This window comes from Streptomyces sp. JK94 (assembly GCF_053613315.1).
Genome location: NZ_JBSICH010000035.1, coordinates 70,317 through 91,309 on the forward strand (window position 1 = coordinate 70,317; position 20,993 = coordinate 91,309).

The window sequence follows — 20,993 nt, forward strand, 5'->3', positions numbered from 1 at the left end:
ACCCCGCGCCCGCCTTCCTCAGAGCTGTCCGGCAACTACGCTCCGTATAGCATCATGAGCATGTCAAAGTGACCCCCGGTATAACCGTCACGTACGGCCCGATCCGGGCCGAGGGAGGGAAAACGCATCCGGACATGCGACGACCCCCGCCGGGGGGGGAGAGCGGGGGTCGTCTCCACGGCCGACTCGGGGGGGGGAGGAGTCGGACCGGGTTAGCACGGTCGCGAACGATCCGTGACTTCCATGGTGTACCCGAGAGCCTTCTCAGGCAAACCCACACGCCACACCTTACGCCGAATGGGCTGCGCCTATGCTCGGGGGCGTGGAAAACCACTCCTCGCCCCACTCGATGCCCCGCACAGCGGCCTTCTTCGACCTGGACAAGACGGTCATTGCGAAGTCGAGCACGCTGACGTTCAGCAAATCGTTCTACCAAGGCGGGCTGATCAACCGCAGGGCTGTCTTGCGTACCGCATATGCCCAGTTCGTCTTCCTCGCGGGCGGAGCCGACCACGACCAGATGGAGCGGATGCGCAAGTACCTCTCCGCGCTGTGCCGCGGCTGGAACGTGAAACTGGTCAAGGAACTCGTCGCCGAGACCCTGCACGACCTGATCGACCCGATCATCTACGACGAGGCCGCCTCCCTCATCGAGGAGCATCACGCCGCCGGCCGCGACGTCGTGATCGTCTCCACGTCGGGCGCCGAGGTCGTCGAGCCGATCGGCCACCTGCTCGGCGCGGACCGCGTGGTGGCGACCCGCATGATCGTGGGGGACGACGGCTGCTTCACCGGCGAGGTGGAGTACTACGCGTACGGCCCCACCAAGGCGGAGGCGATCCGGGAGCTGGCGGAGTCCGAGGGATACGACCTGACCCGCTGCTACGCCTACAGCGACTCGGTGACGGACCTGCCGATGCTGAAGTCCGTCGGCCACCCCCACGCGGTGAACCCGGACCGGGCGCTGCGTCGTGAGGCTCTCGCGCGCGAGTGGCCGATCCTCGATTTCCACCGTCCGGTACGGCTCAAACAGCGGGTCCGGGGCTTTTCCGTACCGCCGCGTCCGGCGCTCGTCGCCGCCGCCGCGATGGGAGCCGCGGCGGTCGCAGCCGGCCTCGTCTGGTACGCGAGCCGGCGACGGACGGCGGCGGCCTGACCCACCGACCCGTCCGCTCCACCCACCCCCTGCTCCACCCACCGAGTCACCGAGTCGCCCTCCACCAAGCCACCGACGCACGACGCACCCTCCGCCGAGTCACCGAGCGCGCGCTCCCACCGACGACCGCCCGCTTCCCGGCCGGCACATCTCGTCCACCGGCGCGCGACCGTCCACCCAGCGGGCCGCAGCCGCCTGGGCCGCGGCCCGCGCACCCGCCACCCACGCGCCGTGCAGCGCCGTACCGATCCATCTCTTTCACCCGCGTATGAGCGCAAAAGTAAAGAAGTGAGGCCACCACTTCCGCTTGCTCCGGGTCAGGAGTACAAAGGTTTCAACGGCCCGCGAGACCAAGGACATCCGAAAGGATCGCCTTAAGAACGCATTTGGCCCCACGGACCGCGCATGAGCACCGGGCACCCACGCGACGTCGACCCGTCGATTACGGGCCAGCCGCACCAGGTGACGGGCGAAGTTCCCGACCTGATGGGCAACATATCGAGGACGCCTGGTAACCCGGTGGTCATGCCAGCGGCGGTACGAAATCTCGTACCGCCGCATTTTTTCGGCCGCACGCACGTGGGGCCGGACGTCACGCCGCCCCGCGCTGGAGCGCCTCGCACACCGCCGTCGACTCACGTGCCCCCAGCTCGACCGCCCGGCCGCAGTGGGCGATCCAGACGGCCAAGCCGTCCGGGGTTCCGGAGACGTAGCCGTCCAGCGCCGCCAGGTAGGCGGCGCGCCCCAGCTCCGCATGGCCGACCTCGGCCGGGCAGACCGACTTCGGGTCCAGCCCGCTGTTGATCAGCACGATGCGCTCCGCCGCGCGCGCGACCAGGCCGTTGTACGTGGTGAAGGGACGCAGCGCCAGGAGTTCACCGTGCACGACGGCGGCCGTCACCAGCGCCGGAGCGGAACCGCCCGCCATGACCAGCCCGGCGAGCCCCTCCAGGCGGCCGTGCGCTTCCCCGGCACCCGGCAGCGGCAGCTCGACGAGCGGCTCCTCCACGGGCTCGCCCTCCTGCCGGGGCCGCCCCACCTGGTCGCCCTGGTCCGCGGCCGCCACCATGTGGAGCCGGGCCAGCACCCGCAGCGGCGACTGCCGCCAGATGGACAGCAACTGCCCCGCCTCGGCGGTCAGCCGCAGGGCCGCACCCACCGCACGCGCCTCGTCGGCGCCGCTGAAGTCGGAGCGCCTGCGCACTTCCTCCAGGGCCCAGTCCGCACCGGACAGCGCCGCCGAGCCACGGGCGCCGCGCAGGGCCGCTTCGGAGGTGATCGCGTTGCTGCGACGCCGCATGATCCGGTGGCCGTAGACCCGGTCCACGGCCTTGCGTACGGACTCCACGGACTCGGCCACGCCGGGCAGTGCGCCCAGGGCCGCGAGCGGATCGGCGTTCGCGCCTGTCGTACTCATGAGTACGACCCTACGCACACCGGCGCCGCGCCCCACGAACGAGTGGTCTTCTTCACGCGCATCCGGGCTCGCGTGCCACGTACAGCTATCGGGCCGCTACCGTTGGTGAACATGAAAATTGCTTTCGTCGGGAAGGGCGGCAGCGGCAAGACGACCCTGTCCTCCCTGTTCATCCGCCATCTCGCCGGCACGGGTGCGCCCGTCGTGGCGATCGACGCCGACATCAACCAGCACCTGGGGGCCGCACTGGGCCTCGACGAGGCGACCGCGGCCGGCCTGCCCGCGCTGGGCGAGCACCTCCCGCTGGTCAAGGACCACCTGCGCGGCACCAACCCGCGCATCGCCTCCACCGAGACGATGATCAAGACGACGCCCCCCGGGGAGGGCTCGCGCCTGCTGCGGGTGCGCGAGGACAACCCGGTCTACGACGCCTGCGCCCGGCTGGTGGAACTCGACGGCGGGGCCGTCCGCTTGATGGTCACCGGGCCCTTCACGGAAGCCGATCTCGGAGTCGCCTGCTACCACTCCAAGACGGGAGCGGTGGAGCTGTGTCTGAACCATCTGGTCGACGGCCCCGACGAGTACGTCGTGGTCGACATGACCGCGGGCTCGGACTCCTTCGCCTCCGGCATGTTCACCCGCTTCGACGTCACGTTCCTGGTCGCCGAGCCGACCCGGAAGGGGGTCTCCGTCTACCGCCAGTACAAGGAGTACGCCCGCGACTTCGGCATCACCCTGAAGGTCGTCGGCAACAAGGTCCAGGGGCCGGACGACCTCGACTTCCTGCGCGAGCAGGTCGGGGACGACCTGCTGACGACCGTCGGGCACTCGGACTGGGTGCGCGCCATGGAGAAGGGCCGGCCGCCCCGGTTCGGGCTCCTGGAGGACGCCAACCGGCGGGCGCTGCGCGCCCTGCACACGGCGGCCGACGCGACGTACGGACTGCGGGACTGGGACCGCTACACGCAGCAGATGATCCACTTCCACCTGAAGAACGCCCGGAGCTGGGGCAACGAGCGCACCGGGGCCGACCTGGCGGCGCAGGTCGACCCCGGCTTCGTCCTCGGCGAGGGAGTCGTCGCTCCGGCGTGACGACGCCCTCGCCGCACTCCTCCGTACGGTTACCGCCCGGCGGCCGGCGCTCCGGGCACGCCCTTCGGCGCCGGTGCGGGGTCGGCCGAGAGGAAGGAGGCCCAGCCCTTCTTGGGCGCCTCACCGACGTCCAGCGTGCGCAGCTTCTTCAGGACCTTCGGGTCCTGGGCGTCCAGCCAGTCCACGAGCTGTCGGAAGGAGACGCAGCGCACCTCCTCCTTGGTGCACACCCCCTCGATGACCTCCTCGACGGCACGCATGTAGGTGCCGCCGTTCCATGACTCGAAGTGGTTGCCGATGATCAGAGGGGCGCGGTTGCCTTCATAGGCCCGCTGGAAGCCCTGGAGCAGGCCGTCACGCATCTGGTCGCCCCAGAACTCGTGCTTGGCCGGGTCGCCCTGGGTGGTGGTGCCCGACTGGTTGACCATGAAGTTGTAGTCCATGGTGAGCTGCTCGAAGGTGTGCCCGGGGAACGGCACGAGCTGCATCGACACGTCCCACAGGCCCTGCTTCTTCTTCGGCCAGACCTGGTTGTTGACGCCGCTGCTGTCGTAGCGGAAGCCCATCTCGCCGGCGGCCCTCACGAAGTTCTCCTGGCCTTCCAGGCACGGGGTGCGGGCGCCGATCAGCTCCTTGTCGTAGTCGAAGGGCAGGGGCGCGGCGTTCTTCATGCCCGTGTTGGTCTTCCAGGTCTTGACGAACCGCTTGGCCTGACTGATCTCGTCCTTCCACTCCTCGACGGACCACTCGCCGACCCCGCCGCCGCTGCCGCAGAAGTGGCCGTTGAAGTGGGTGCCGATCTCGTTGCCCTCCTGCCAGGCCAGCCGCAACTGCTTGACGGTGTCGGCGATGCCCTGCTCGTCGTTGAAGCCGATGTCGGAGCGGCCCGGAGAGTGCTGCGGCGGCCGGTAGAGATCCCGGTCCTCCTGGGGCAGCAGGTACACGCCGCTCAGGAAGTACGTCATCGTCGCGTTGTTCTCCTTGGCCACTTCGCGGAAGTGGGAGAACAGCCGCTGGCCGTCCTCGCCCGCGCCGTCCCAGGAGAACACCACGAACTGCGGCGGCTTCTGGCCCGGCTTGAGGCGTTCGGGCCGGGGCAGGTGCGGCTGGGACCCGGTGTACGCGGTGGAGCCGTCGCCGATCAGCCGGACCGCGTTCTTGGGTGCCGGCGCCGCCTTTCCCTTCTCCTTGTGCGGACCGTTCGTCCCTTCACCGGAACCGGTACCGCTGCCGATCGCGCAGCCGGCGAGCGACGCGGCGCAGACCGCGGCCGCGATCGCGGTGCGCGCGGCGATCCTGTGGGTGGCGGCCATGTTCCGCCCACCTTCTTCCTTCTCTCGGGCCAACGCCGACGAGGGCGATGTCGGGTGCTGAGCCGGGACGTGCCGTCAGCGTCGTCAAGGTGGCACGAGACCGAGAAGGAATTAGTACGACAAGCCGATGAAATACCCGATTCACTCGGGCGAGCGACTTATTGCTCCATTTGAGCGAAAAGTCTATGCCTCCTCTTTACTCTGAATTACGATCTGTTTACTGAGTGCAATTACCGAGTGCTCATCCCTGCTCGCCGAGTACGTACCGCGTGCTCGCCGAGCGCTCGGCATCCCGCCGCTGTACGCCGTGACAAACGGCCGCGAACCGCCCCCGTCCGCGGGGGACCGTCCATGACCGCGACCGCGCAGCCCCGGAGGAGACGGGAAACATGTCAGCCTGCGTCCCCGCCCGTGCCGACTCGGCCCGGACCCAGCACGTCCACCCACCGCACCGCCCGCCGCCCGGCGGACCCCGGCGTTTCCGCGTCGCGGGTGCCGACGTGTCGGCGGCGGTCGCGGTCTTCCTGATCGCCCTGCCCCTCTCCCTGGGCATCGCCCTCGCCACCGGCGCCCCCCTCCAGGCCGGCCTCGTCGCGGCCGCGGTGGGCGGGATCGTCGCCGGATGGCTCGGCGGTTGCCCCTTGCAGGTCAGCGGTCCCGCCGCCGGTCTCACCGTGGTCACCGCCGACCTCATCCAGCGCTACGGATGGCGTACGACCTGCGCCATCACCGTGCTCGCCGGACTCGCCCAGCTGGGCCTCGGCTGTCTGCGCGTGGCCCGCTCCGCGCTCGCCGTCAGTCCCGCCATCGTGCACGGCATGCTCGCCGGCATCGGTGTCACCATCGCCGTCGCCCAGCTGCACATCGTCCTCGGCGGCACCCCGCAGAGTTCCGTGCCCGACAACCTGGTGGCGCTGCCCGCCCAGTTGGCGAACCTGCGCCCCGCCGATGTCGCGGTGAGCGTGCTGACCCTGACCCTGCTGCTGCTCTGGCCGCGGCTGCCCGGCCGGGCCGGTCAGCTTCTCGGCCGGCTCCCCGCCGCCCTGATCGCCGTCGCCGGCGCCACCGCGGTCGCCGCCCTCGCCGGGCTCCGAGTACCCAAGGTCGACCTGCCGTCCTGGAGCAGCCACGCCTTGGCCACCCTGCCCGAAGGCCCGGTGCTCGGCCTCGTCGCCGCCGTCCTCACCACCACGCTGGTGTGCAGTGTGCAGTCCCTGCTCGGCGCGGTCGCCGTGGACAAGCTGGTCGCCGCCCGGCCGCCGGGTCCGGCCGGCCACGTCAAGCGCTCCGACCTCGACCGGGAGCTGCTCGGACAGGGCGCCGCCAACATCGTCTCCGGATCGCTCGGCGGGCTGCCCATCGCCGGGGTCGCCGTACGCAGTTCCGCGAACGTGGCCGCGGGTGCCGTCAGCCGGAACTCCACGATGCTGCACGGCGTTCTCGTAGTGATCGCCACACTGCTGATGGTCCCGGCCCTGGAGCTGATCCCGCTCGCCTCGCTCGCCTCCCTGGTCATGGCCGTCGGCCTCAAGATGGTGTCGCTGAACCACATTCGCACGGTGACCCGCCACCGTGAGGTGCTGGTCTACGCGGTCACCACCGGCGGAGTGGTGTTCTTCGGCGTCCTGGAGGGCGTCGCGCTGGGCATCGCCGTGGCCGTCGGTGTCGCCCTGCACCGCCTGACCCGCACCCGGATCAGGCACGACGAGACGGAAGGAGTCCACCACGTACAGGTCCGGGGCCAGTTGACGTTCCTCGCGGTGCCTCGGCTCAGCCGGGTCCTGCACCAGGTGCCCCACGGGGCGCGTGCCGTCGTGGAGCTGGACGGGTCCTTCATGGACCACGCGGCGTACGAGACCCTGCAGGACTGGCAGAAGACGCACACCGCCCAGGGTGGGTCCGTCGACATCACCGGCCGCCGTCCCGGCACCCGCATCTCCGAGCCGGCCGACGCGGACGGCTGCCGCTGCCGCCCCTGGACGCCGTGGCGCAACCACCAGTGCGAGCGACCGCAGTCGGGCACGCAGCCCGGCGGCACCGGCCGGCAGGACACCACCGGCGGGGCCACCGGCACGAAGACCGGAGCAGGCGGAGCCGGCACACCGGGCGGGCCGGACGTCCGGCCCGACGTGGCCGCCGGGTCCGACGGGCCCGGCAGATCCAGCGGGCCGAGCGGCCCCAGCGGACGTGAACTGGCGCGCGGCATCAGTGCGTTCCAGCGGAACACCGCGCCACGGGTGCGCCATGAGCTGGCCCGGCTGGCGCGCGAGGGACAGCAGCCCTCCCAGCTCTTCCTGACCTGCGCCGACTCACGGGTGGTCACCTCGATGATCACCTCCAGCGGTCCCGGTGACCTCTTCGTCGTGCGCAACGTGGGCAACCTCGTCCCGATGCCCGGTGACGAGAGCGGCGACGACTCGGTGGCCGCCGCGATCGAGTACGCGGTGGACGTGCTGAAGGTGCGGTCCATCACGGTGTGCGGGCACTCCGGGTGTGGCGCCATGCAGGCGTTGCTCAGCGCCGAACCGGGGGGTGCGCAGACCCCGCTCAAGCGGTGGCTGCGGCACGGGCTGCCGAGCCTCGAGCGCATCCCCGAGGACGAGGACACCTGGCCCCTGCTGGCCGGACGCCGTCCCGCGGACGCGGCCGAGCAGCTCTGCCTGGCCAACGTGGTCCAGCAGTTGGAGCACCTGCGTGCCCACGAAGCGGTGTCCCGGGCGCTGGACGCGGGAGACCTGGAGCTGCACGGCATGTACTTCCACGTGGGCGAGGCCCAGGCGTATCTGCTCGCCGAGGACGCCGGGGACGGTGTGTTCGAGCTGGTGCTGGAGACCGACCTGACCGCCTGAGGGCACAGGAGGCCGAGGCGCGGGGAGTGTGAGCGGCGTTACAGACGCTGAACCCCGCGCCGTCGGTGTCCGTGAGTACGGATGAGCACTGGTCACGAAGACGGGCGACCACCCAGACAGGTCTAAACCAATCGCCCGTCGACCCTTGTCATCGGCCCCCCGGGTCTGATGAGGTGTGGCCTGGGACACAACGGACAACCCTGAGAACGGGAGATGTCGTGAGCAACGAAAGCCTGGCCAACCTCTTGAAGGAGGAGCGACGCTTCGCGCCGCCCGCTGACCTGGCCGCACACGCCAACGTCACGGCAGAGGCGTACGAACAGGCCAAGGCTGACAGGCTCGGCTTCTGGGCCGAGCAGGCCCGCCGGCTGACCTGGGCGCAGGAGCCGACCGAGACCCTCGACTGGTCGAACCCGCCGTTCGCCAAGTGGTTCAAGGACGGCACGCTGAACGTCGCGCACAACTGCGTGGACCGGCACGTGGAGGCCGGGCACGGCGACCGCGTCGCCATCCACTTCGAGGGCGAGCCCGGCGACAGCCGCTCCCTCACCTACGCCGAACTCAAGGACGAGGTCTCCAAGGCCGCCAACGCCCTGCTGGAACTCGGCGTGCAGAAGGGCGACCGGGTCGCCGTCTACATGCCGATGATCCCGGAGACGGCGATCGCGATGCTGGCCTGCGCCCGGATCGGCGCCGCCCACTCGGTGGTCTTCGGCGGCTTCTCCTCGGACGCGCTCGCCACCCGCATCCAGGACGCCGACGCCCGGGTCGTCATCACCTCCGACGGCGGCTACCGGCGCGGCAAGCCGTCCGCGCTCAAGCCCGCCGTGGACGAGGCCGTCGAGCGCGCCGGCATCGTCGAGCACGTGCTCGTCGTCCGCCGCACCGGCCAGGACGTCGCCTGGGACGACTCCCGCGACAAGTGGTGGCACGAGACCGTCGACCGCCAGTCCGCGGAGCACACGCCGGAGGCGTTCGACGCCGAGAACCCGCTGTTCATCCTGTACACGTCCGGCACGACCGGTAAGCCCAAGGGCATCCTGCACACCTCCGGCGGCTACCTCACCCAGGCGGCGTACACGCACTGGGCCGTCTTCGACCTCAAGCCGGAGACCGACGTGTACTGGTGCACCGCCGACGTCGGCTGGGTCACCGGACACTCGTACATCGTCTACGGCCCGCTCGCCAACGGCGCGACGCAGGTGATGTACGAGGGCACCCCGGACACCCCTCACCAGGGGCGCTTCTGGGAGATCGTGCAGAAGTACAAGGTCTCCATCCTGTACACCGCGCCCACCGCGATCCGCACGTTCATGAAGTGGGGCGACGACATCCCCGCGAAGTTCGACCTGTCCTCCCTGCGGGTTCTCGGCTCGGTCGGCGAGCCGATCAACCCCGAGGCCTGGATCTGGTACCGCAGGAACATCGGCGCGGACAGCACCCCGGTCGTCGACACCTGGTGGCAGACCGAGACCGGCGCGATGATGATCACACCGCTGCCGGGCGTCACGGAGGCCAAGCCGGGCTCCGCCCAGCGCGCGCTGCCCGGCATCTGCGCCACCGTCGTCGACGACGAGGCGAACGAGGTGCCCGACGGCGGGGGCGGTTACCTGGTCCTCACCGAGCCGTGGCCGTCCATGCTGCGCACCATCTGGGGCGACGACCAGCGGTTCATCGACACGTACTGGTCGCGCTTCGAGGGCAAGTACTTCGCCGGCGACGGCGCCAAGAAGGACGACGACGGCGACATCTGGCTGCTCGGCCGCGTGGACGACGTGATGCTCGTCTCGGGGCACAACATCTCCACCACCGAGGTCGAGTCGGCCCTCGTCTCCCACCCCTCGGTCGCGGAGGCGGCCGTGGTCGGCGCGGCGGACGAGACGACCGGCCAGGCCATCGTGGCCTTCGTGATCCTGCGGGGTACGGCCACGGAGACCGAGACCCTCGTCACCGAGCTGCGCGACCACGTCGGTACCGCCCTCGGCCCGATCGCCAAGCCCAAGCGCATCCTGCCGGTGGCCGAACTGCCCAAGACCCGCTCCGGCAAGATCATGCGCCGTCTGCTGCGCGACGTGGCGGAGAACCGCCAGCTCGGGGACGTCACCACCCTGACCGACTCCACCGTCATGGATCTCATCCAGACCAAGCTCCCGACGGCACCCGGCGAGGACTGAACCACCGGTTTCGAGGGCACCCGGCGAAAGACCCGCCGGGTGCCCTTTTCATGCGGTACGTCCCACTGTGCACCGTCATGGAGATCACCCGGCCCCCTCGCCGCAGGTTAGGTAAGCTAAGGAACGCGGAGAAAACCAACAAGATCCTCATGGTGTGCCGGGAAGTCTGGTCGGCAACTGACCCAGTGCTGCCCTAAGACCGGAGGCCCGCCCCGTGAGCCCGTCCCACACCCCCCGCAAAGCATTCGGACGTCTGTCCCTCCCGGAGCGGAACTACGTCGCGGAGGCCCTGCGCACCGAGACGGTCGGCGGCGTCCTGCTGCTCGTCGCCGCGGTCACCGCTCTGGTGTGGGTGAACATACCGGCGCTGCAGGACAGCTACGAGAGCGTCAGCGACTTCCACTTCGGCCCCGAGACCCTCGGCCTGGACCTGTCCGTCGCCCACTGGGCCGCCGACGGACTGCTCGCGATCTTCTTCTTCGTCGCCGGCATCGAACTCAAGCGGGAGCTGGTCGCCGGGGACCTGAAGGACCCGAAGGCCGCCGCGCTCCCGGTGGTGGCGGCGCTGTGCGGCATGGTCGTACCCGCGCTCGTCTACACCGTCACCAACACCGCGGGCGGCGGCTCCCTGGCCGGCTGGGCCGTACCCACCGCCACCGACATCGCCTTCGCGCTCGCCGTGCTCGCGGTCATCGGCACGTCGCTGCCGAGCGCCCTGCGCGCCTTCCTGCTGACGCTCGCCGTCGTCGACGACCTGTTCGCGATCCTGATCATCGCGGTCTTCTTCACCGACAGCCTCAACTTCCCCGCCCTCGGCGGCGCGGTCGTCGGCCTCGCCGTCTTCTGGCTGCTGCTGCGCAAGGGGGTGCGCGGCTGGTACGTGTACGTCCCGCTCGGCCTGGTGATCTGGGGGCTGATGTACAACAGCGGCGTCCACGCCACCATCGCCGGCGTCGCGATGGGCCTGATGCTGCGCTGCCACACCCGCGAGGGCGAGCCGCACTCCCCCGGCGAGCACATCGAGCACCTCGTGCGCCCGCTGTCGGCGGGCCTGGCCGTGCCGCTGTTCGCGCTGTTCAGCGCGGGTGTCTCGCTGTCGGGCGGTGCCCTCGCCGACGTGTTCACCAAGCCGGAGACCCTGGGGGTGGTGCTCGGACTCGTCGTCGGCAAGACGTTCGGCATCTTCGGCGGCACCTGGCTGACGGCCCGCTTCACCAGGGCCTCGCTCAGTGACGACCTGGAATGGGCCGACGTGTTCGCCGTGGCGACCCTGGCCGGCATCGGGTTCACCGTCTCTTTGCTCATCGGTGAGCTGGCCTTCGAGGGCGACGCGGCGCTCACCGACGAGATCAAGGCCGCCGTCCTGACCGGCTCCGTGGCCGCGGCGCTCCTGGCCACGGTGCTGCTGAAGGTACGGAACGCCAAGTACCGCCGTATGACCGAGGCCGAGGAGCGCGACGAGGACCTCAGCGGCATCCCGGACATCTACGAGGAGGACGACCCCGCCTACCACCTGCGCGTGGCCGCGATCTACGAGAAGAAGGCCGCCGAGCACCGCCGGATCGCCGAGGAGATGGAGGCGGCGCGGCTTGCCGAGGTACCGGGCGGGGCAGGCGATGGGGGCGGCCGTCCGGCATGATCTGACGAGACGGTACAGAAGACGGACCGTACGCGGTCGGGCCGCAGTGGACAGGCACCGCACGACAGCCACGGAACCGTACGCAGACGAGCCAGCAGAAGAGGGAGACCGCGATGAGCGCACCCGACGGCAGCCCGGTCGGCACTGAACGCAGCATCGGCCGGCTGTTCGCCTCGGCGACCACCGAATTGTCGGCGCTCGTGCACGACGAGATCGCGCTGGCCAAGGCGCAGCTGAGGCAGGACGTCAAGCGCGGGGCGACGAGCGGCGGGGCGTTCTCGCTGGCCGGAGCCGTGTTCGTGTTCTCACTGCCGATGCTGAGCTTCGCACTGGCCTACGGCATCCAAACCTGGAGCGGCTGGAACCTCGCGGTCTGCTTCCTGTTGTCCTTCGCGGCGAACGTCCTGGTCGCGGGCCTCCTCGCACTGATCGGCGTCGTCTTCGCGAAGAAGGCCAAGAAGGGCAAGGGCCCGCAGAAGGTCGCCGCCTCCGTGAAGCAGTCGGCGGGCGTCCTGCAGCACGCCAAGCCGCACCCGCGGTCGGAGCTGCCCGCGGACCGGTCCCCCGAAGCCATCGAGGCTGTGGCACGCTCGTCCTCATGACGGGCTCCAGCTCCACCACCCCTTCGGGCCAGACCCCCTCGGCGCAGCACCCCGCGTCGGTCGTACGCCCCGGCGTCCCCGGCGGGCACGAGGTCACCCACCGGGACGTCGCCGCCAACGGCGCCCGCTTCCACATCGCGGAGCTGGGTGACGGCCCGCTGGTGCTGCTGCTGCACGGTTTCCCGCAGTTCTGGTGGACCTGGCGGCACCAGCTGGTGGCACTGGCGGACGCGGGTTTCCGCGCGGTCGCCATGGACCTGCGCGGAGTCGGCGGCAGCGACCGCACCCCGCGCGGCTACGACCCCGCGGGCCTCGCCCTCGACATCACCGGCGTGGTCCGCTCACTCGGCGAGCCGGACGCCGCACTGGTCGGCCACGACCTGGGCGGGTACCTGGCCTGGACGGCCGCCGCGATGCGGCCCAAGCTCGTCCGGCGGCTCGCCGTCTCGTCGATGCCGCACCCCCGGCGCTGGCGCTCGGCCATGCTCGGGGACGTCCGGCAGACCCGGGCGGGCTCCTACATCTGGGGTTTCCAGCGCCCCTGGGTCCCGGAACGCCAACTGACCGCGGACGGCGGCGCGCTGGTCGGCCGGCTGATCCACGACTGGTCGGGACCGCGCCCGTTGGACGAGGAGGCGGTGGAGGTCTACCGCCGCGCCATGTGCATCCCCTCCACGGCGCACTGCTCCGTCGAGCCGTACCGCTGGATGGTGCGCTCCCTGGCCCGTCCCGACGGCATCCAGTTCTACCGCCGCATGAAGCGGCCGGTACGCGTGCCGACGCTGCATCTGCACGGTTCGCTGGACCCCGTGATGCGGACGCGGAGTGCGGCCGGGTCCGGGCAGTTCGTCGAAGCGCCCTATCGCTGGCGGCTGTTCGACGGGCTCGGGCACTTCCCGCACGAAGAGGACCCGGTCGCTTTTTCCACCGAACTGATCAATTGGCTGAAGGATCCCGAACCCGATCGGTGACCGGTCGAGCGCGCCCGGTACCCGAATCGAGCCGCTTGTCGTATGAACGGCCACTTGCCTGCCGCATAGGCCAATTGGGCGCCCCGGGAACGGTTATCGACCTTGGGGTGCGGGCACACGTCGGTGTATGGGCTGGACGCACGACTACAGTGACGTAGCACGCGACGGCCGCTCCCCGAGCGGCGTGCGCAGCACCCACCGACGAGGCGGCACCCCGCAACTGGCGGGTGCGGAGCTGCGGGTGGGCATTCCGCGCATCCTGCGCCGCCGGGCCCGCTGGGTCTCCGTACGCCTGCGCCATCCACGCACCTGAGCACCGGGCCCCGCGCCATCCACGCACCTGAGCACCGGGCCCCGCGCCATCCACGCACCTGAGCACCGGGCCCCGCGCCGTCCGCACGGCTGAGCGCCGGGCCCACGCGCGGTTCACGGTGCCGCGGCCCCACGGCTTCTAGAGCGCACAGCTGTCGCTGTCCACCTGCTGGTTGGCGGTGCGTCCCCGGTCGATGTCCTCGCTGATCTCGTCCACGGTGAGCGCGTAGCCGGTCTCGGCGTCGTCCAGGGACTTGGCGAAGACCACACCGTAGACCTCGCCCTCGGGCGTCAGCAGCGGGCCGCCCGAGTTGCCCTGACGGACGGTCGCGAAGAGCGAGTAGACGTCGCGGCGGACGTTGTCGCGGTGGTAGATGTCGGGGCCGCTGGCCGTGATGCGCCCGCGCACGCGCGCGGCACGGACGTCGTACGCCCCGTTCTCCGGGAAGCCGGCGACGATCGCGTCGTCGTCGCGGGTGGCGTCCTCGTCCGTGAACCGCAGCGCGGGCGCGTCCAGCTCCGGCACGTCCAGTACGGCGATGTCGCGCCGCCAGTCGTAGAGGACGACGGTCGCGTCGTACTTCCTGCCCTCGCCGCCCATCTGCACCGTGGGCTCGTCGACGCCGCCCACGACGTGCGCGTTGGTCATGACCCGACGCTCGGCGAAGACGAAGCCGGTGCCCTCCAGGACCTTGCCGCAGTCGGGGGCGGTGCCCATGACCTTGACGATGGAGCGCTTGGCGCGGGTGGCGACCGGGCTGTCGGCCAGCACCGGGTCGGGGGGCTGGACCTCGGTGATCGGCTCGTTGGAGAACGGGCTGAAGACCTGCGGGAAGCCGTTCCGGGCGAGGACGGAGGTGAAGTCGTCGAACCAGGTGTCGGCCTGGTCGGGCAGCGCCTCCTGCACGCCGAGGAGCACCTGCGACTGCCGCACCTCCTTGCCGACCGTCGGCATCGTCGTCTGGGCCAGGGCCGAGCCGATCAGCCAGGCGACCAGGAGCATCGCCACGACGTTGACCAGGGCGCCGCCGGTGGCGTCCAGGGCACGGGCCGGGGACCAGGTGATGTGGCGGCGCAGCTTGTTGCCGAGGTGCGTGGTCAGAGCCTGGCCGACGGAGGCGCAGACGATGACCACGACGACCGCGACGACGGCCGCGGTCGTGCTCACTTCGGCGTTGTCCGTCAGGACGTCCCAGACCACCGGCAGCAGGGAGACGGCGACGAGACCGCCGCCGAGGAAGCCGACCACCGACAGGATGCCGACCACGAAGCCCTGGCGGTACCCGACGATCGCGAACCAGACGGCGGCCAGCAGCAACAGGATGTCCAGCACGTTCACCGATTCAGGCCCCGCCTAGTCGTCGTACGCTCACACCGGTCACCCTGTCATGACCGCCAGTCCAGCGGGACCTGCTTCTCCTTGTCCCAGGGCCGCTCCCAGCCCGCGAAGTGCAGCAGCCGGTCGATGACGCCGGCGGTGAAGCCCCACACGAGCGTCGATTCGACCAGGAATGCCGGTCCCCGGTGACCGCTGGGGTGGATGCTGGTGACTCTGTTGGCGGGGTCCGTGAGATCTGCCACGGGGACGGTGAAGACCCGCGCGGTCTCGTTCGGATCGACGACTCCGACCGGGGAGGGCTCGCGCCACCAGGCCAGGACCGGTGTGACGACGAATCCGCTGACCGGGATGTAGAGCTTGGGCAGGGCGCCGAAGAGCTGTACGCCGGCCGGGTCCAGCCCGGTCTCCTCCTCGGCCTCGCGCAGGGCAGCCCGCAGCGGTCCCTCGCCCTGCGGATCACCGTCCTCGGGATCGAGCGCGCCGCCCGGGAAGGCCGGCTGCCCGGCGTGGGAGCGCAGCGTGCCGGCCCGCTCCATGAGCAGCAGCTCGGGGCCGCGGCCCGTCCCGCCGGGGGCGCCCTCGGGCGCGCTCTCGCCGCCGCCGAACAGGATCAGTACGGCGGACTGGCGGCCGGCGCCGTCCTCCGGCGGCAGGAAGCGGCTCAGCTGTCCGGGCCGCACCGTCTCGGCGGCCCGCACCACCGGAGCCAGCCAGCCGGGCAGACCCTCCTCGCTGAGGAGCGCGCCCCGAGTGTGGCCCTGCGTGTCGCTCGCCCGTGTCATCTCCACCCCCGTCCTGCCGAATCCAACGCCCGACGCCCCCGAGATCGTTCCGTCACCCGGCCCCCAGCGCAGGTGCCGGGGTACCGCCCGCGTCCAGGTACGCCTGCGGGGGCTTCAGGCGCTGGCCGGGGAAGCCGCCCTTCTCGTACTTCAGCAGCTTCCTCGCCTTCTCCGGGTCCGTCTCGCCCTCGCCGTACGCCGGGCAGAGCGGGGCGATGGGGCAGGCGCCGCAGGCGGGCTTGCGGGCGTGGCAGATCCGGCGGCCGTGCCAGATCACGTGGTGGGAGAGGTCCGTCCAGTCGCTCTTGGGGAAGAGCGCGCCCACGGCGGCCTCGATCTTCTCCGGGTCGGTCTCGTCTGTCCACCGCCAGCGGCGCACCAGGCGCTGGAAGTGCGTGTCCACGGTGACGCCGGGGCGGCCGAACGCGTTGCCGAGGACGACGAAGGCGGTCTTGCGGCCGACGCCCGGCAGTTTGACGAGGTCCTCGAGACGCCCGGGGACCTCGCCGCCGAAGTCCTCCACCAGGGCCTTGGACAGCCCTATGACGGACTTGGTCTTGGCCCGGAAGAAGCCGGTCGGACGCAGGATCTCCTCGACCTCCTCGGGGTTGGCGGCGGCCAGGTCCTCGGGGGCGGGGTACCTGGCGAAGAGGGCGGGTGTCGTCTGGTTGACGCGCAGGTCGGTGGTCTGGGCGGACAGCACCGTGGCCACGACCAGCTGGAACGGGTTCTCGAAGTCCAGCTCCGGGTGGGCGTACGGGTACACCTCCGCGAGTTCGCGGTTGATGCGGCGGGCACGGCGGACCAGCGCGGTGCGCGACTCGTCGCGCGGCGCCCTCGGGGCGACGGTCTTCGCCGGGGCGCCGCCCTCGACGGCGGCGACGGGCTTCCCGGGGGCGACGGCGGGCTTCCCGGGGGAAGCCTGCTTCCTGACCGGGGCCGGCCGCGCCGCGCTCCCCTTCTTCGCGGAGGGCGCCTTCCGCGCGGGCGCCGCCTTCTCGGCGGCGGCGGTCTCCTCGGCTACGGACTTCTCGGCGGCGGTCTCCTCGGCGGGTGCCGGGTCCCTCTCGGCGTTCTTCCTCACGGCATCCTTCTTCGCGGTCACCCTCTTGGCAGGTGCCGCCCTCTTCGACGCTTTCGCCGTTTCCCTACCGCCATCGGGGCCCTGTTCGCCCACGGCGGAATCACGACGTACACCCACCCGCGCAGCCCCCTCGGCCTGTGCTCTCACCGGCGATTTGGACACCCGGCCAGCCTACGGCCCGGCACCGACATCCGCCCCGGACCTCGGAGACCGGCGTCCAATTGGACCCCTGCCGCGTACCCCAGGACACCAGTGCGGCATCCTTGTGACAGATCACACTGTTTGGACTGTCCGGCAAAATGGGCACCACGGACCCCTGGTACACCGGGGGAACAAGATCCTCTGAGCCGGTCGACAAGGAGAGAACTCGTGGACGACGTTCTGCGGCGCAACCCGCTCTTCGCGGCGCTCGACGACGAGCAATCCGCGGAGCTCCGCGCCTCCATGAGTGAGGTGACCCTCGCCCGCGGCGACACACTGTTCCACGAGGGGGACCCCGGAGACCGCCTCTACGTGGTCACGGAGGGCAAGGTCAAGCTCCACCGCACCTCCCCCGACGGCCGCGAGAACATGCTGGCCGTGGTCGGCCCCAGCGAGCTGATCGGTGAGCTGTCGCTCTTCGACCCGGGCCCGCGCACGGCGACCGGCACGGCGCTGACCGAGGTCAAGCTGCTCGCCCTCGGCCACGGCGACCTCCAGCCCTGGCTGAACGTCCGCCCCGAGGTGGCCACCGCCCTGCTGCGCGCCGTCGCGCGCCGCCTGCGCAAGACCAACGACGCCATGTCCGACCTCGTCTTCTCGGACGTCCCCGGCCGCGTCGCCCGAGCGCTGCTGGACCTGTCCCGCCGCTTCGGCGTGCAGTCCGAGGAGGGCATCCACGTCGTGCACGACCTGACGCAGGAGGAGCTGGCCCAACTGGTCGGCGCGTCCCGCGAGACGGTCAACAAGGCCCTGGCGGACTTCGCCCAGCGCGGCTGGCTGCGGCTGGAGGCCCGCGCGGTGATCCTGCTGGACGTGGAGCGGCTGGCCAAGCGCTCCCGCTGACACCCGTCAGTCGGGCGGCTGGATGAGCCCGTGCTCGCCCAGGTACTCCAGCTGCGCCCGCACCGACAGCTCGGCCGCCGGCCACAGCGAGCGGTCGACGTCCGCGTACACGTGGGCGACGACCTCGCCCGGCGTCCGGTAGCCGTCCTCCACGGCCGTCTCGACCTGGGCGAGGCGGTGGGCACGATGGGCCAGGTAGTACTCGACTGCGCCCTGGGCGTCGTCCAGGACCGGGCCGTGGCCCGGGAGCACCGTGTGCACCCCGTCGTCGACCGTGAGCGACCTGAGCCTGCGCAGGGAGTCCAGGTAGTCGCCGAGACGCCCGTCGGGGTGGGCCACCACCGTCGTACCGCGGCCCAGGACCGTGTCGCCCGTCAGGACCGCCCGGTCGGCCGGGAGATGGAAGCAGAGGGAGTCGGCCGTGTGCCCCGGGGTCGGTACGACCCTCAGCTCCAGGCCGCCGACCCCGATCACGTCACCGGCGGCCAGCCCCTCGTCCCCCAGCCGGAGCGCCGGGTCCAGAGCCCGCACCTTGGTGCGCGTCAGCCCGGCGAAGCGCGCGGCGCCCTCCGCGTGATCCGGGTGACCGTGCGTCAGCAGGGTGAGGGCGACGCGCCTGCCCGCCCGTTCGGCCGTGTCGACGACGTGCCGGAGGTGGTCGTCGTCCAGGGGCCCCGGGTCGACCACGACGGCCAGGTCGGAGCCGGGTTCGGCGAGGATCCAGGTGTTCGTCCCGTCCAGGGTCATCGCGGAGGCGTTGGGCGCCAGGACGTTCACCGCGCGCGCGGTGGCGGGCCCCGGGAGGACGCCGCCCCTCGGCTGGCCGGGCAGTGCCGCTGCGTCCGTCATGCGGGGGCTCCCCCGGTCGGGCCGGAAGGTGTCGCGGGCGCCGTGGACGCCGTGGGCGCCGGCCGGGCCCGCGTCGCCGGTGCCGGACCGGCGGGCGCCGCGGGGGCGCCGGGGGCCACCGGACCGGCGGACGCCTCCGGGTCGCCAGGGGCCGGCGCCGTGCCCGGGACGTGTCTGGTGAACTCGTCGTGTCCCGGCCAGGAGAGCACGATCCCGCCGTCGGCCAGCCGCGCCCGGGCCAGCACCGGCGTCATGTCGCGGCCCGGAGCCGACGCGAGCGCCTCGGCCGCCGTACCGCACGCCGCCAGCGCGCGCAGGGTCGCGATGGTCGGCGGCATCATCAGCAGCTCGCCCCTGTCGTACCCGGCGGTCGCCTCGGCCGGGGTGGTCCACACCGTGCGGTCGGCCTCCGTCGAGGCGTTGCGGGTGCGCTGCCCCTCGGGGAGGGCGGCCACGAAGAACCACGTGTCGTAACGCCGGGACTCGAACTCCGGCGTGATCCAGCGCGCCCAGGCGCCCAGCAGGTCGGAACGCAGGACGAGGCCCCGGCGGTCCAGGAACTCCGCGAAGGACACCTCACGGGCGACCAGAGCGGCCCGGTCCGCCTCCCAGTCCGCGCCCGTCGTGTCGCCGACCACCGAGTCACCGGTCGGTCCGGCCAGCAGGACGCCCGCCTCCTCGTACGTCTCCCGCACGGCCGCGCAGACGATCGCCTGGGCGGCCGCCTCGCCGACGCCGAGCCGGTCCGCCCACCACGCGCGCGTGGGGCCCGCCCAGCCGATGTCACGGTCGTCGTCGCGCGGGTCGACCCCGCCACCCGGATAGGCGTACGCGCCCCCGGCGAACGCCATGGAGGTGCTCCGGCGCAGCATGTGGACGGCGGGTCCGGACCCGGTGTCCTTCAGGAGCATGACGGTGGCCGCGCGCTTCGGGGTGACCGGGGTGAGGGCGCCGGCCGCCAGCGCGCGGATGCGGTCCGGCCACTCCGGGGGATACCACTGACCATTCGCCATGGCCGGAGGCTATCCGGTGACGGGCGGATGTTCGAGTGGTCCCCGGGCCGGACGGGGCCGCGGCGACGGTCAGCCGGGGAGGGCGGCCAGCCAGTCGGTGAGCAGCCGGTTCGTCTCCTCGGGGCGCTCCTGCTGGAGCCAGTGGCCGCAGTCGTCGAGGAGGTGCGAGGCGGCCAGGCCGGGCAAGGTGGCGGGGTACGCCTCGATCGCGTCGGACAGCCAGGTGATGGAGGCGTCCCGGCCGCCGCCGAGGAACAGGGACGGCTGGGTGATCGGGGCGCCCCGGTGGTCGGCCAGGTCGGCCCAGTCGCGGTCCATGGTGCGGTAGCGGTTGAGGGCGCCGGTCAGCCCGGTCCGCTCGAACTCCCCGGCGTACACGTCCAGCTCCTCCTCGGTGAGCCAGGAGGGCAGCCGCCCGTCGGCCGGGAACCGGTCGCGCAACCTGCCGCCGGGGGTGACGAAGTGCGGGTCGGGTGCCTCGGGCGCGGGCATGGTGTCGGCGGACAGGGCGGCGTAGAAGCCGGCGAGCCAGCCACGCACGTCGGGCTCGATCTCCGCCTCGGCCCGGCCGGGCTCCTGGAAGTAGGAGACGTAGAACTCCTGCCCGGCGAACGGGCCCGCCGGATCGCTCATACCGGCGAAGACCTCGCTGGGCCTCGGGCCGCCGGGCGGGGTGTACGGCACGCTCAGCAGGCCGACCGCCCGGAACACGTCGGGCCGCAGCAGCGCGGAGTGCGCGGCGACGGTCGCACCCCAGTCGTGCCCGACGATCACGGCCGACCGCTCGCCCAGGGCCTCCACCACGGCGGCGTTGTCCGCCACCAGATCGAGCATCCGGTACGCCTCCACGGCCTCGGGCCGCGAGGAGCGCCCGTACCCGCGCACGTCGATCGCGGCGGCGCGGAAGCCGGCCGCGGCCAGGGCGGGCAGCTGGCGGCGCCAGGAGTACCAGGACTCCGGGAAGCCGTGGACGAGCAGGACCAGAGGCCCGTCGCCCTGCTCCACCAGATGGATGCGGCCGGCCGGCGAGGGCGCCAGACGGTGAACGAAGTGGCGGTCGTCGGTCGCGGGCGGCTGCGGCACGGCTCCTCCTGAGTACGCGCGGTCGGACTGGTGCCGGCGCACGGGCCGGAACGCCGGCCGGGGGGCCGGCGCCCCTCCGTACGGGGCACCGAAGCGATCCTGCAACGTCGCCACGAGGCCGGCGCGGTTTGTTGCCGATCCGGCAACAAACCGGCCGCGCGTCCGGCCGTGACGCGTCCGGCGCACGCTCGTACGGCCGTGCATCCGGCCGTCCTCTCCATCGCGCCCCGTTCGGCGCACGTCGGCCGCACACGTCTCCGGCCGCGCGTTCAGC

General features: G+C 71.6%; 17 protein-coding genes. 9 read left to right on the forward strand and 8 right to left on the reverse strand.

From position 1 onward, the window contains the following. The first annotated feature begins 310 nt into the window (after nt 1–310). A complete protein-coding gene (locus tag ACVV2G_RS27040) occupies nt 311–1,156 on the forward strand; it encodes an HAD family hydrolase (RefSeq protein ID WP_453845373.1) in 846 nt (281 codons plus the stop codon). Nucleotides 1,157–1,748: 592 nt separating this feature from the next. Here ACVV2G_RS27040 and ACVV2G_RS27045 read toward each other — a convergent pair. Continuing rightward, nucleotides 1,749–2,573 (reverse strand): Fic family protein, encoded by an 825-nt coding sequence (locus ACVV2G_RS27045; RefSeq protein ID WP_453845374.1) that lies wholly within the window; start codon nt 2,571–2,573, stop codon nt 1,749–1,751. A 111-nt stretch (nt 2,574–2,684) separates the two neighbouring features. On the opposite strand from ACVV2G_RS27045, the gene ACVV2G_RS27050 reads away from it, so the two are divergent. Then, nucleotides 2,685–3,665, forward strand: coding sequence for an ATP-binding protein (locus tag ACVV2G_RS27050; RefSeq protein WP_453845375.1), 981 nt, complete (start codon nt 2,685–2,687; stop codon nt 3,663–3,665). Between the two features lie 29 nt (nt 3,666–3,694). On the opposite strand, the gene ACVV2G_RS27055 is transcribed toward ACVV2G_RS27050, so the two are convergent. Next, the gene (locus ACVV2G_RS27055) at nt 3,695–4,978 is read right to left on the reverse strand and encodes a polysaccharide deacetylase family protein (RefSeq protein ID WP_453845376.1); all 1,284 of its coding nucleotides are present in this window, start codon (nt 4,976–4,978) and stop codon (nt 3,695–3,697) included. 389 nt (nt 4,979–5,367) lie between these two features. Between ACVV2G_RS27055 and ACVV2G_RS27060 the strand changes: the two genes are divergently transcribed. From ACVV2G_RS27060 to ACVV2G_RS27085, 6 genes are all read left to right on the forward strand, one after another. Further along, entirely contained in the window at nt 5,368–7,827 is a 2,460-nt protein-coding gene (locus tag ACVV2G_RS27060; protein WP_453845377.1) for a bifunctional SulP family inorganic anion transporter/carbonic anhydrase, read from the forward strand. A 218-nt stretch (nt 7,828–8,045) separates the two neighbouring features. Further along, a complete protein-coding gene (gene acs, locus ACVV2G_RS27065; RefSeq protein ID WP_453845378.1) occupies nt 8,046–10,001 on the forward strand; it encodes an acetate--CoA ligase in 1,956 nt (651 codons plus the stop codon). Between the two features lie 214 nt (nt 10,002–10,215). Continuing rightward, on the forward strand, nt 10,216–11,640 hold the full coding sequence (gene nhaA, locus ACVV2G_RS27070; protein ID WP_453845379.1) for a Na+/H+ antiporter NhaA: 1,425 nt from the start codon (nt 10,216–10,218) through the stop codon (nt 11,638–11,640). Nucleotides 11,641–11,753: 113 nt separating this feature from the next. Next, nucleotides 11,754–12,242, forward strand: a complete 489-nt coding sequence (locus ACVV2G_RS27075; RefSeq protein ID WP_453845380.1) for a phage holin family protein — start codon at nt 11,754–11,756, stop codon at nt 12,240–12,242. Next, nucleotides 12,239–13,213, forward strand: coding sequence for an alpha/beta fold hydrolase (locus tag ACVV2G_RS27080; protein WP_453845381.1), 975 nt, complete (start codon nt 12,239–12,241; stop codon nt 13,211–13,213). The genes ACVV2G_RS27075 and ACVV2G_RS27080 overlap by 4 nt, the downstream gene beginning before the upstream one ends. Before the next feature lie 127 nt (nt 13,214–13,340). Continuing rightward, nucleotides 13,341–13,526, forward strand: a complete 186-nt coding sequence (locus tag ACVV2G_RS27085) for a hypothetical protein (RefSeq protein WP_453845382.1) — start codon at nt 13,341–13,343, stop codon at nt 13,524–13,526. Nucleotides 13,527–13,664: 138 nt separating this feature from the next. Here ACVV2G_RS27085 and ACVV2G_RS27090 read toward each other — a convergent pair whose 3' ends face one another. The 3 genes from ACVV2G_RS27090 to nth are packed head-to-tail and all read right to left on the reverse strand — an operon-like array spanning nt 13,665 to nt 16,751. Continuing rightward, entirely contained in the window at nt 13,665–14,864 is a 1,200-nt protein-coding gene (locus tag ACVV2G_RS27090; RefSeq protein WP_453845383.1) for a MarP family serine protease, read from the reverse strand. Between the two features lie 47 nt (nt 14,865–14,911). After that, nucleotides 14,912–15,646, reverse strand: a complete 735-nt coding sequence (locus tag ACVV2G_RS27095; protein WP_453845384.1) for an NUDIX hydrolase — start codon at nt 15,644–15,646, stop codon at nt 14,912–14,914. A 52-nt stretch (nt 15,647–15,698) separates the two neighbouring features. After that, nucleotides 15,699–16,751: an endonuclease III gene (nth, locus tag ACVV2G_RS27100; protein ID WP_453845385.1), complete on the reverse strand. Its 1,053-nt coding sequence runs from the start codon at nt 16,749–16,751 to the stop codon at nt 15,699–15,701. 348 nt (nt 16,752–17,099) lie between these two features. Here nth and ACVV2G_RS27105 point away from each other — a divergent pair, with 348 nt between their 5' ends. Further along, a complete protein-coding gene (locus tag ACVV2G_RS27105; protein WP_003975365.1) occupies nt 17,100–17,774 on the forward strand; it encodes a Crp/Fnr family transcriptional regulator in 675 nt (224 codons plus the stop codon). A 6-nt stretch (nt 17,775–17,780) separates the two neighbouring features. On the opposite strand, the gene ACVV2G_RS27110 is transcribed toward ACVV2G_RS27105, so the two are convergent. The 3 genes from ACVV2G_RS27110 to ACVV2G_RS27120 all read right to left on the reverse strand — a co-directional run bounded on the left by ACVV2G_RS27110 (nt 17,781) and on the right by ACVV2G_RS27120 (nt 20,719). Beyond that, entirely contained in the window at nt 17,781–18,623 is an 843-nt protein-coding gene (locus ACVV2G_RS27110; RefSeq protein ID WP_453845386.1) for an MBL fold metallo-hydrolase, read from the reverse strand. Continuing rightward, nucleotides 18,620–19,636: an NUDIX hydrolase gene (locus ACVV2G_RS27115; protein ID WP_453845387.1), complete on the reverse strand. Its 1,017-nt coding sequence runs from the start codon at nt 19,634–19,636 to the stop codon at nt 18,620–18,622. Before ACVV2G_RS27115 ends, ACVV2G_RS27110 begins: the two co-directional genes overlap by 4 nt. Before the next feature lie 69 nt (nt 19,637–19,705). Beyond that, the gene (locus tag ACVV2G_RS27120) at nt 19,706–20,719 is read right to left on the reverse strand and encodes an alpha/beta fold hydrolase (RefSeq protein ID WP_453845388.1); all 1,014 of its coding nucleotides are present in this window, start codon (nt 20,717–20,719) and stop codon (nt 19,706–19,708) included. Between the last annotated feature and the right edge of the window lie 274 nt (nt 20,720–20,993).

Coding starts and splice junctions, on each gene's coding strand:
- ACVV2G_RS27080 (WP_453845381.1), top strand. CDS start 12,239: ATGACGGGCTCCAGCTCCACCACCCCTTCGGGCCAGACCCCCTCGGCG.
- ACVV2G_RS27060 (WP_453845377.1), top strand. CDS start 5,368: ATGTCAGCCTGCGTCCCCGCCCGTGCCGACTCGGCCCGGACCCAGCAC.
- ACVV2G_RS27050 (WP_453845375.1), top strand. CDS start 2,685: ATGAAAATTGCTTTCGTCGGGAAGGGCGGCAGCGGCAAGACGACCCTG.
- ACVV2G_RS27045 (WP_453845374.1), bottom strand. CDS start 2,573: ATGAGTACGACAGGCGCGAACGCCGATCCGCTCGCGGCCCTGGGCGCA.
- ACVV2G_RS27110 (WP_453845386.1), bottom strand. CDS start 18,623: ATGACGGACGCAGCGGCACTGCCCGGCCAGCCGAGGGGCGGCGTCCTC.
- ACVV2G_RS27115 (WP_453845387.1), bottom strand. CDS start 19,636: ATGGCGAATGGTCAGTGGTATCCCCCGGAGTGGCCGGACCGCATCCGC.
- ACVV2G_RS27095 (WP_453845384.1), bottom strand. CDS start 15,646: ATGACACGGGCGAGCGACACGCAGGGCCACACTCGGGGCGCGCTCCTC.
- ACVV2G_RS27075 (WP_453845380.1), top strand. CDS start 11,754: ATGAGCGCACCCGACGGCAGCCCGGTCGGCACTGAACGCAGCATCGGC.
- ACVV2G_RS27055 (WP_453845376.1), bottom strand. CDS start 4,978: ATGGCCGCCACCCACAGGATCGCCGCGCGCACCGCGATCGCGGCCGCG.
- ACVV2G_RS27040 (WP_453845373.1), top strand. CDS start 311: ATGCTCGGGGGCGTGGAAAACCACTCCTCGCCCCACTCGATGCCCCGC.
- ACVV2G_RS27085 (WP_453845382.1), top strand. CDS start 13,341: ATGGGCTGGACGCACGACTACAGTGACGTAGCACGCGACGGCCGCTCC.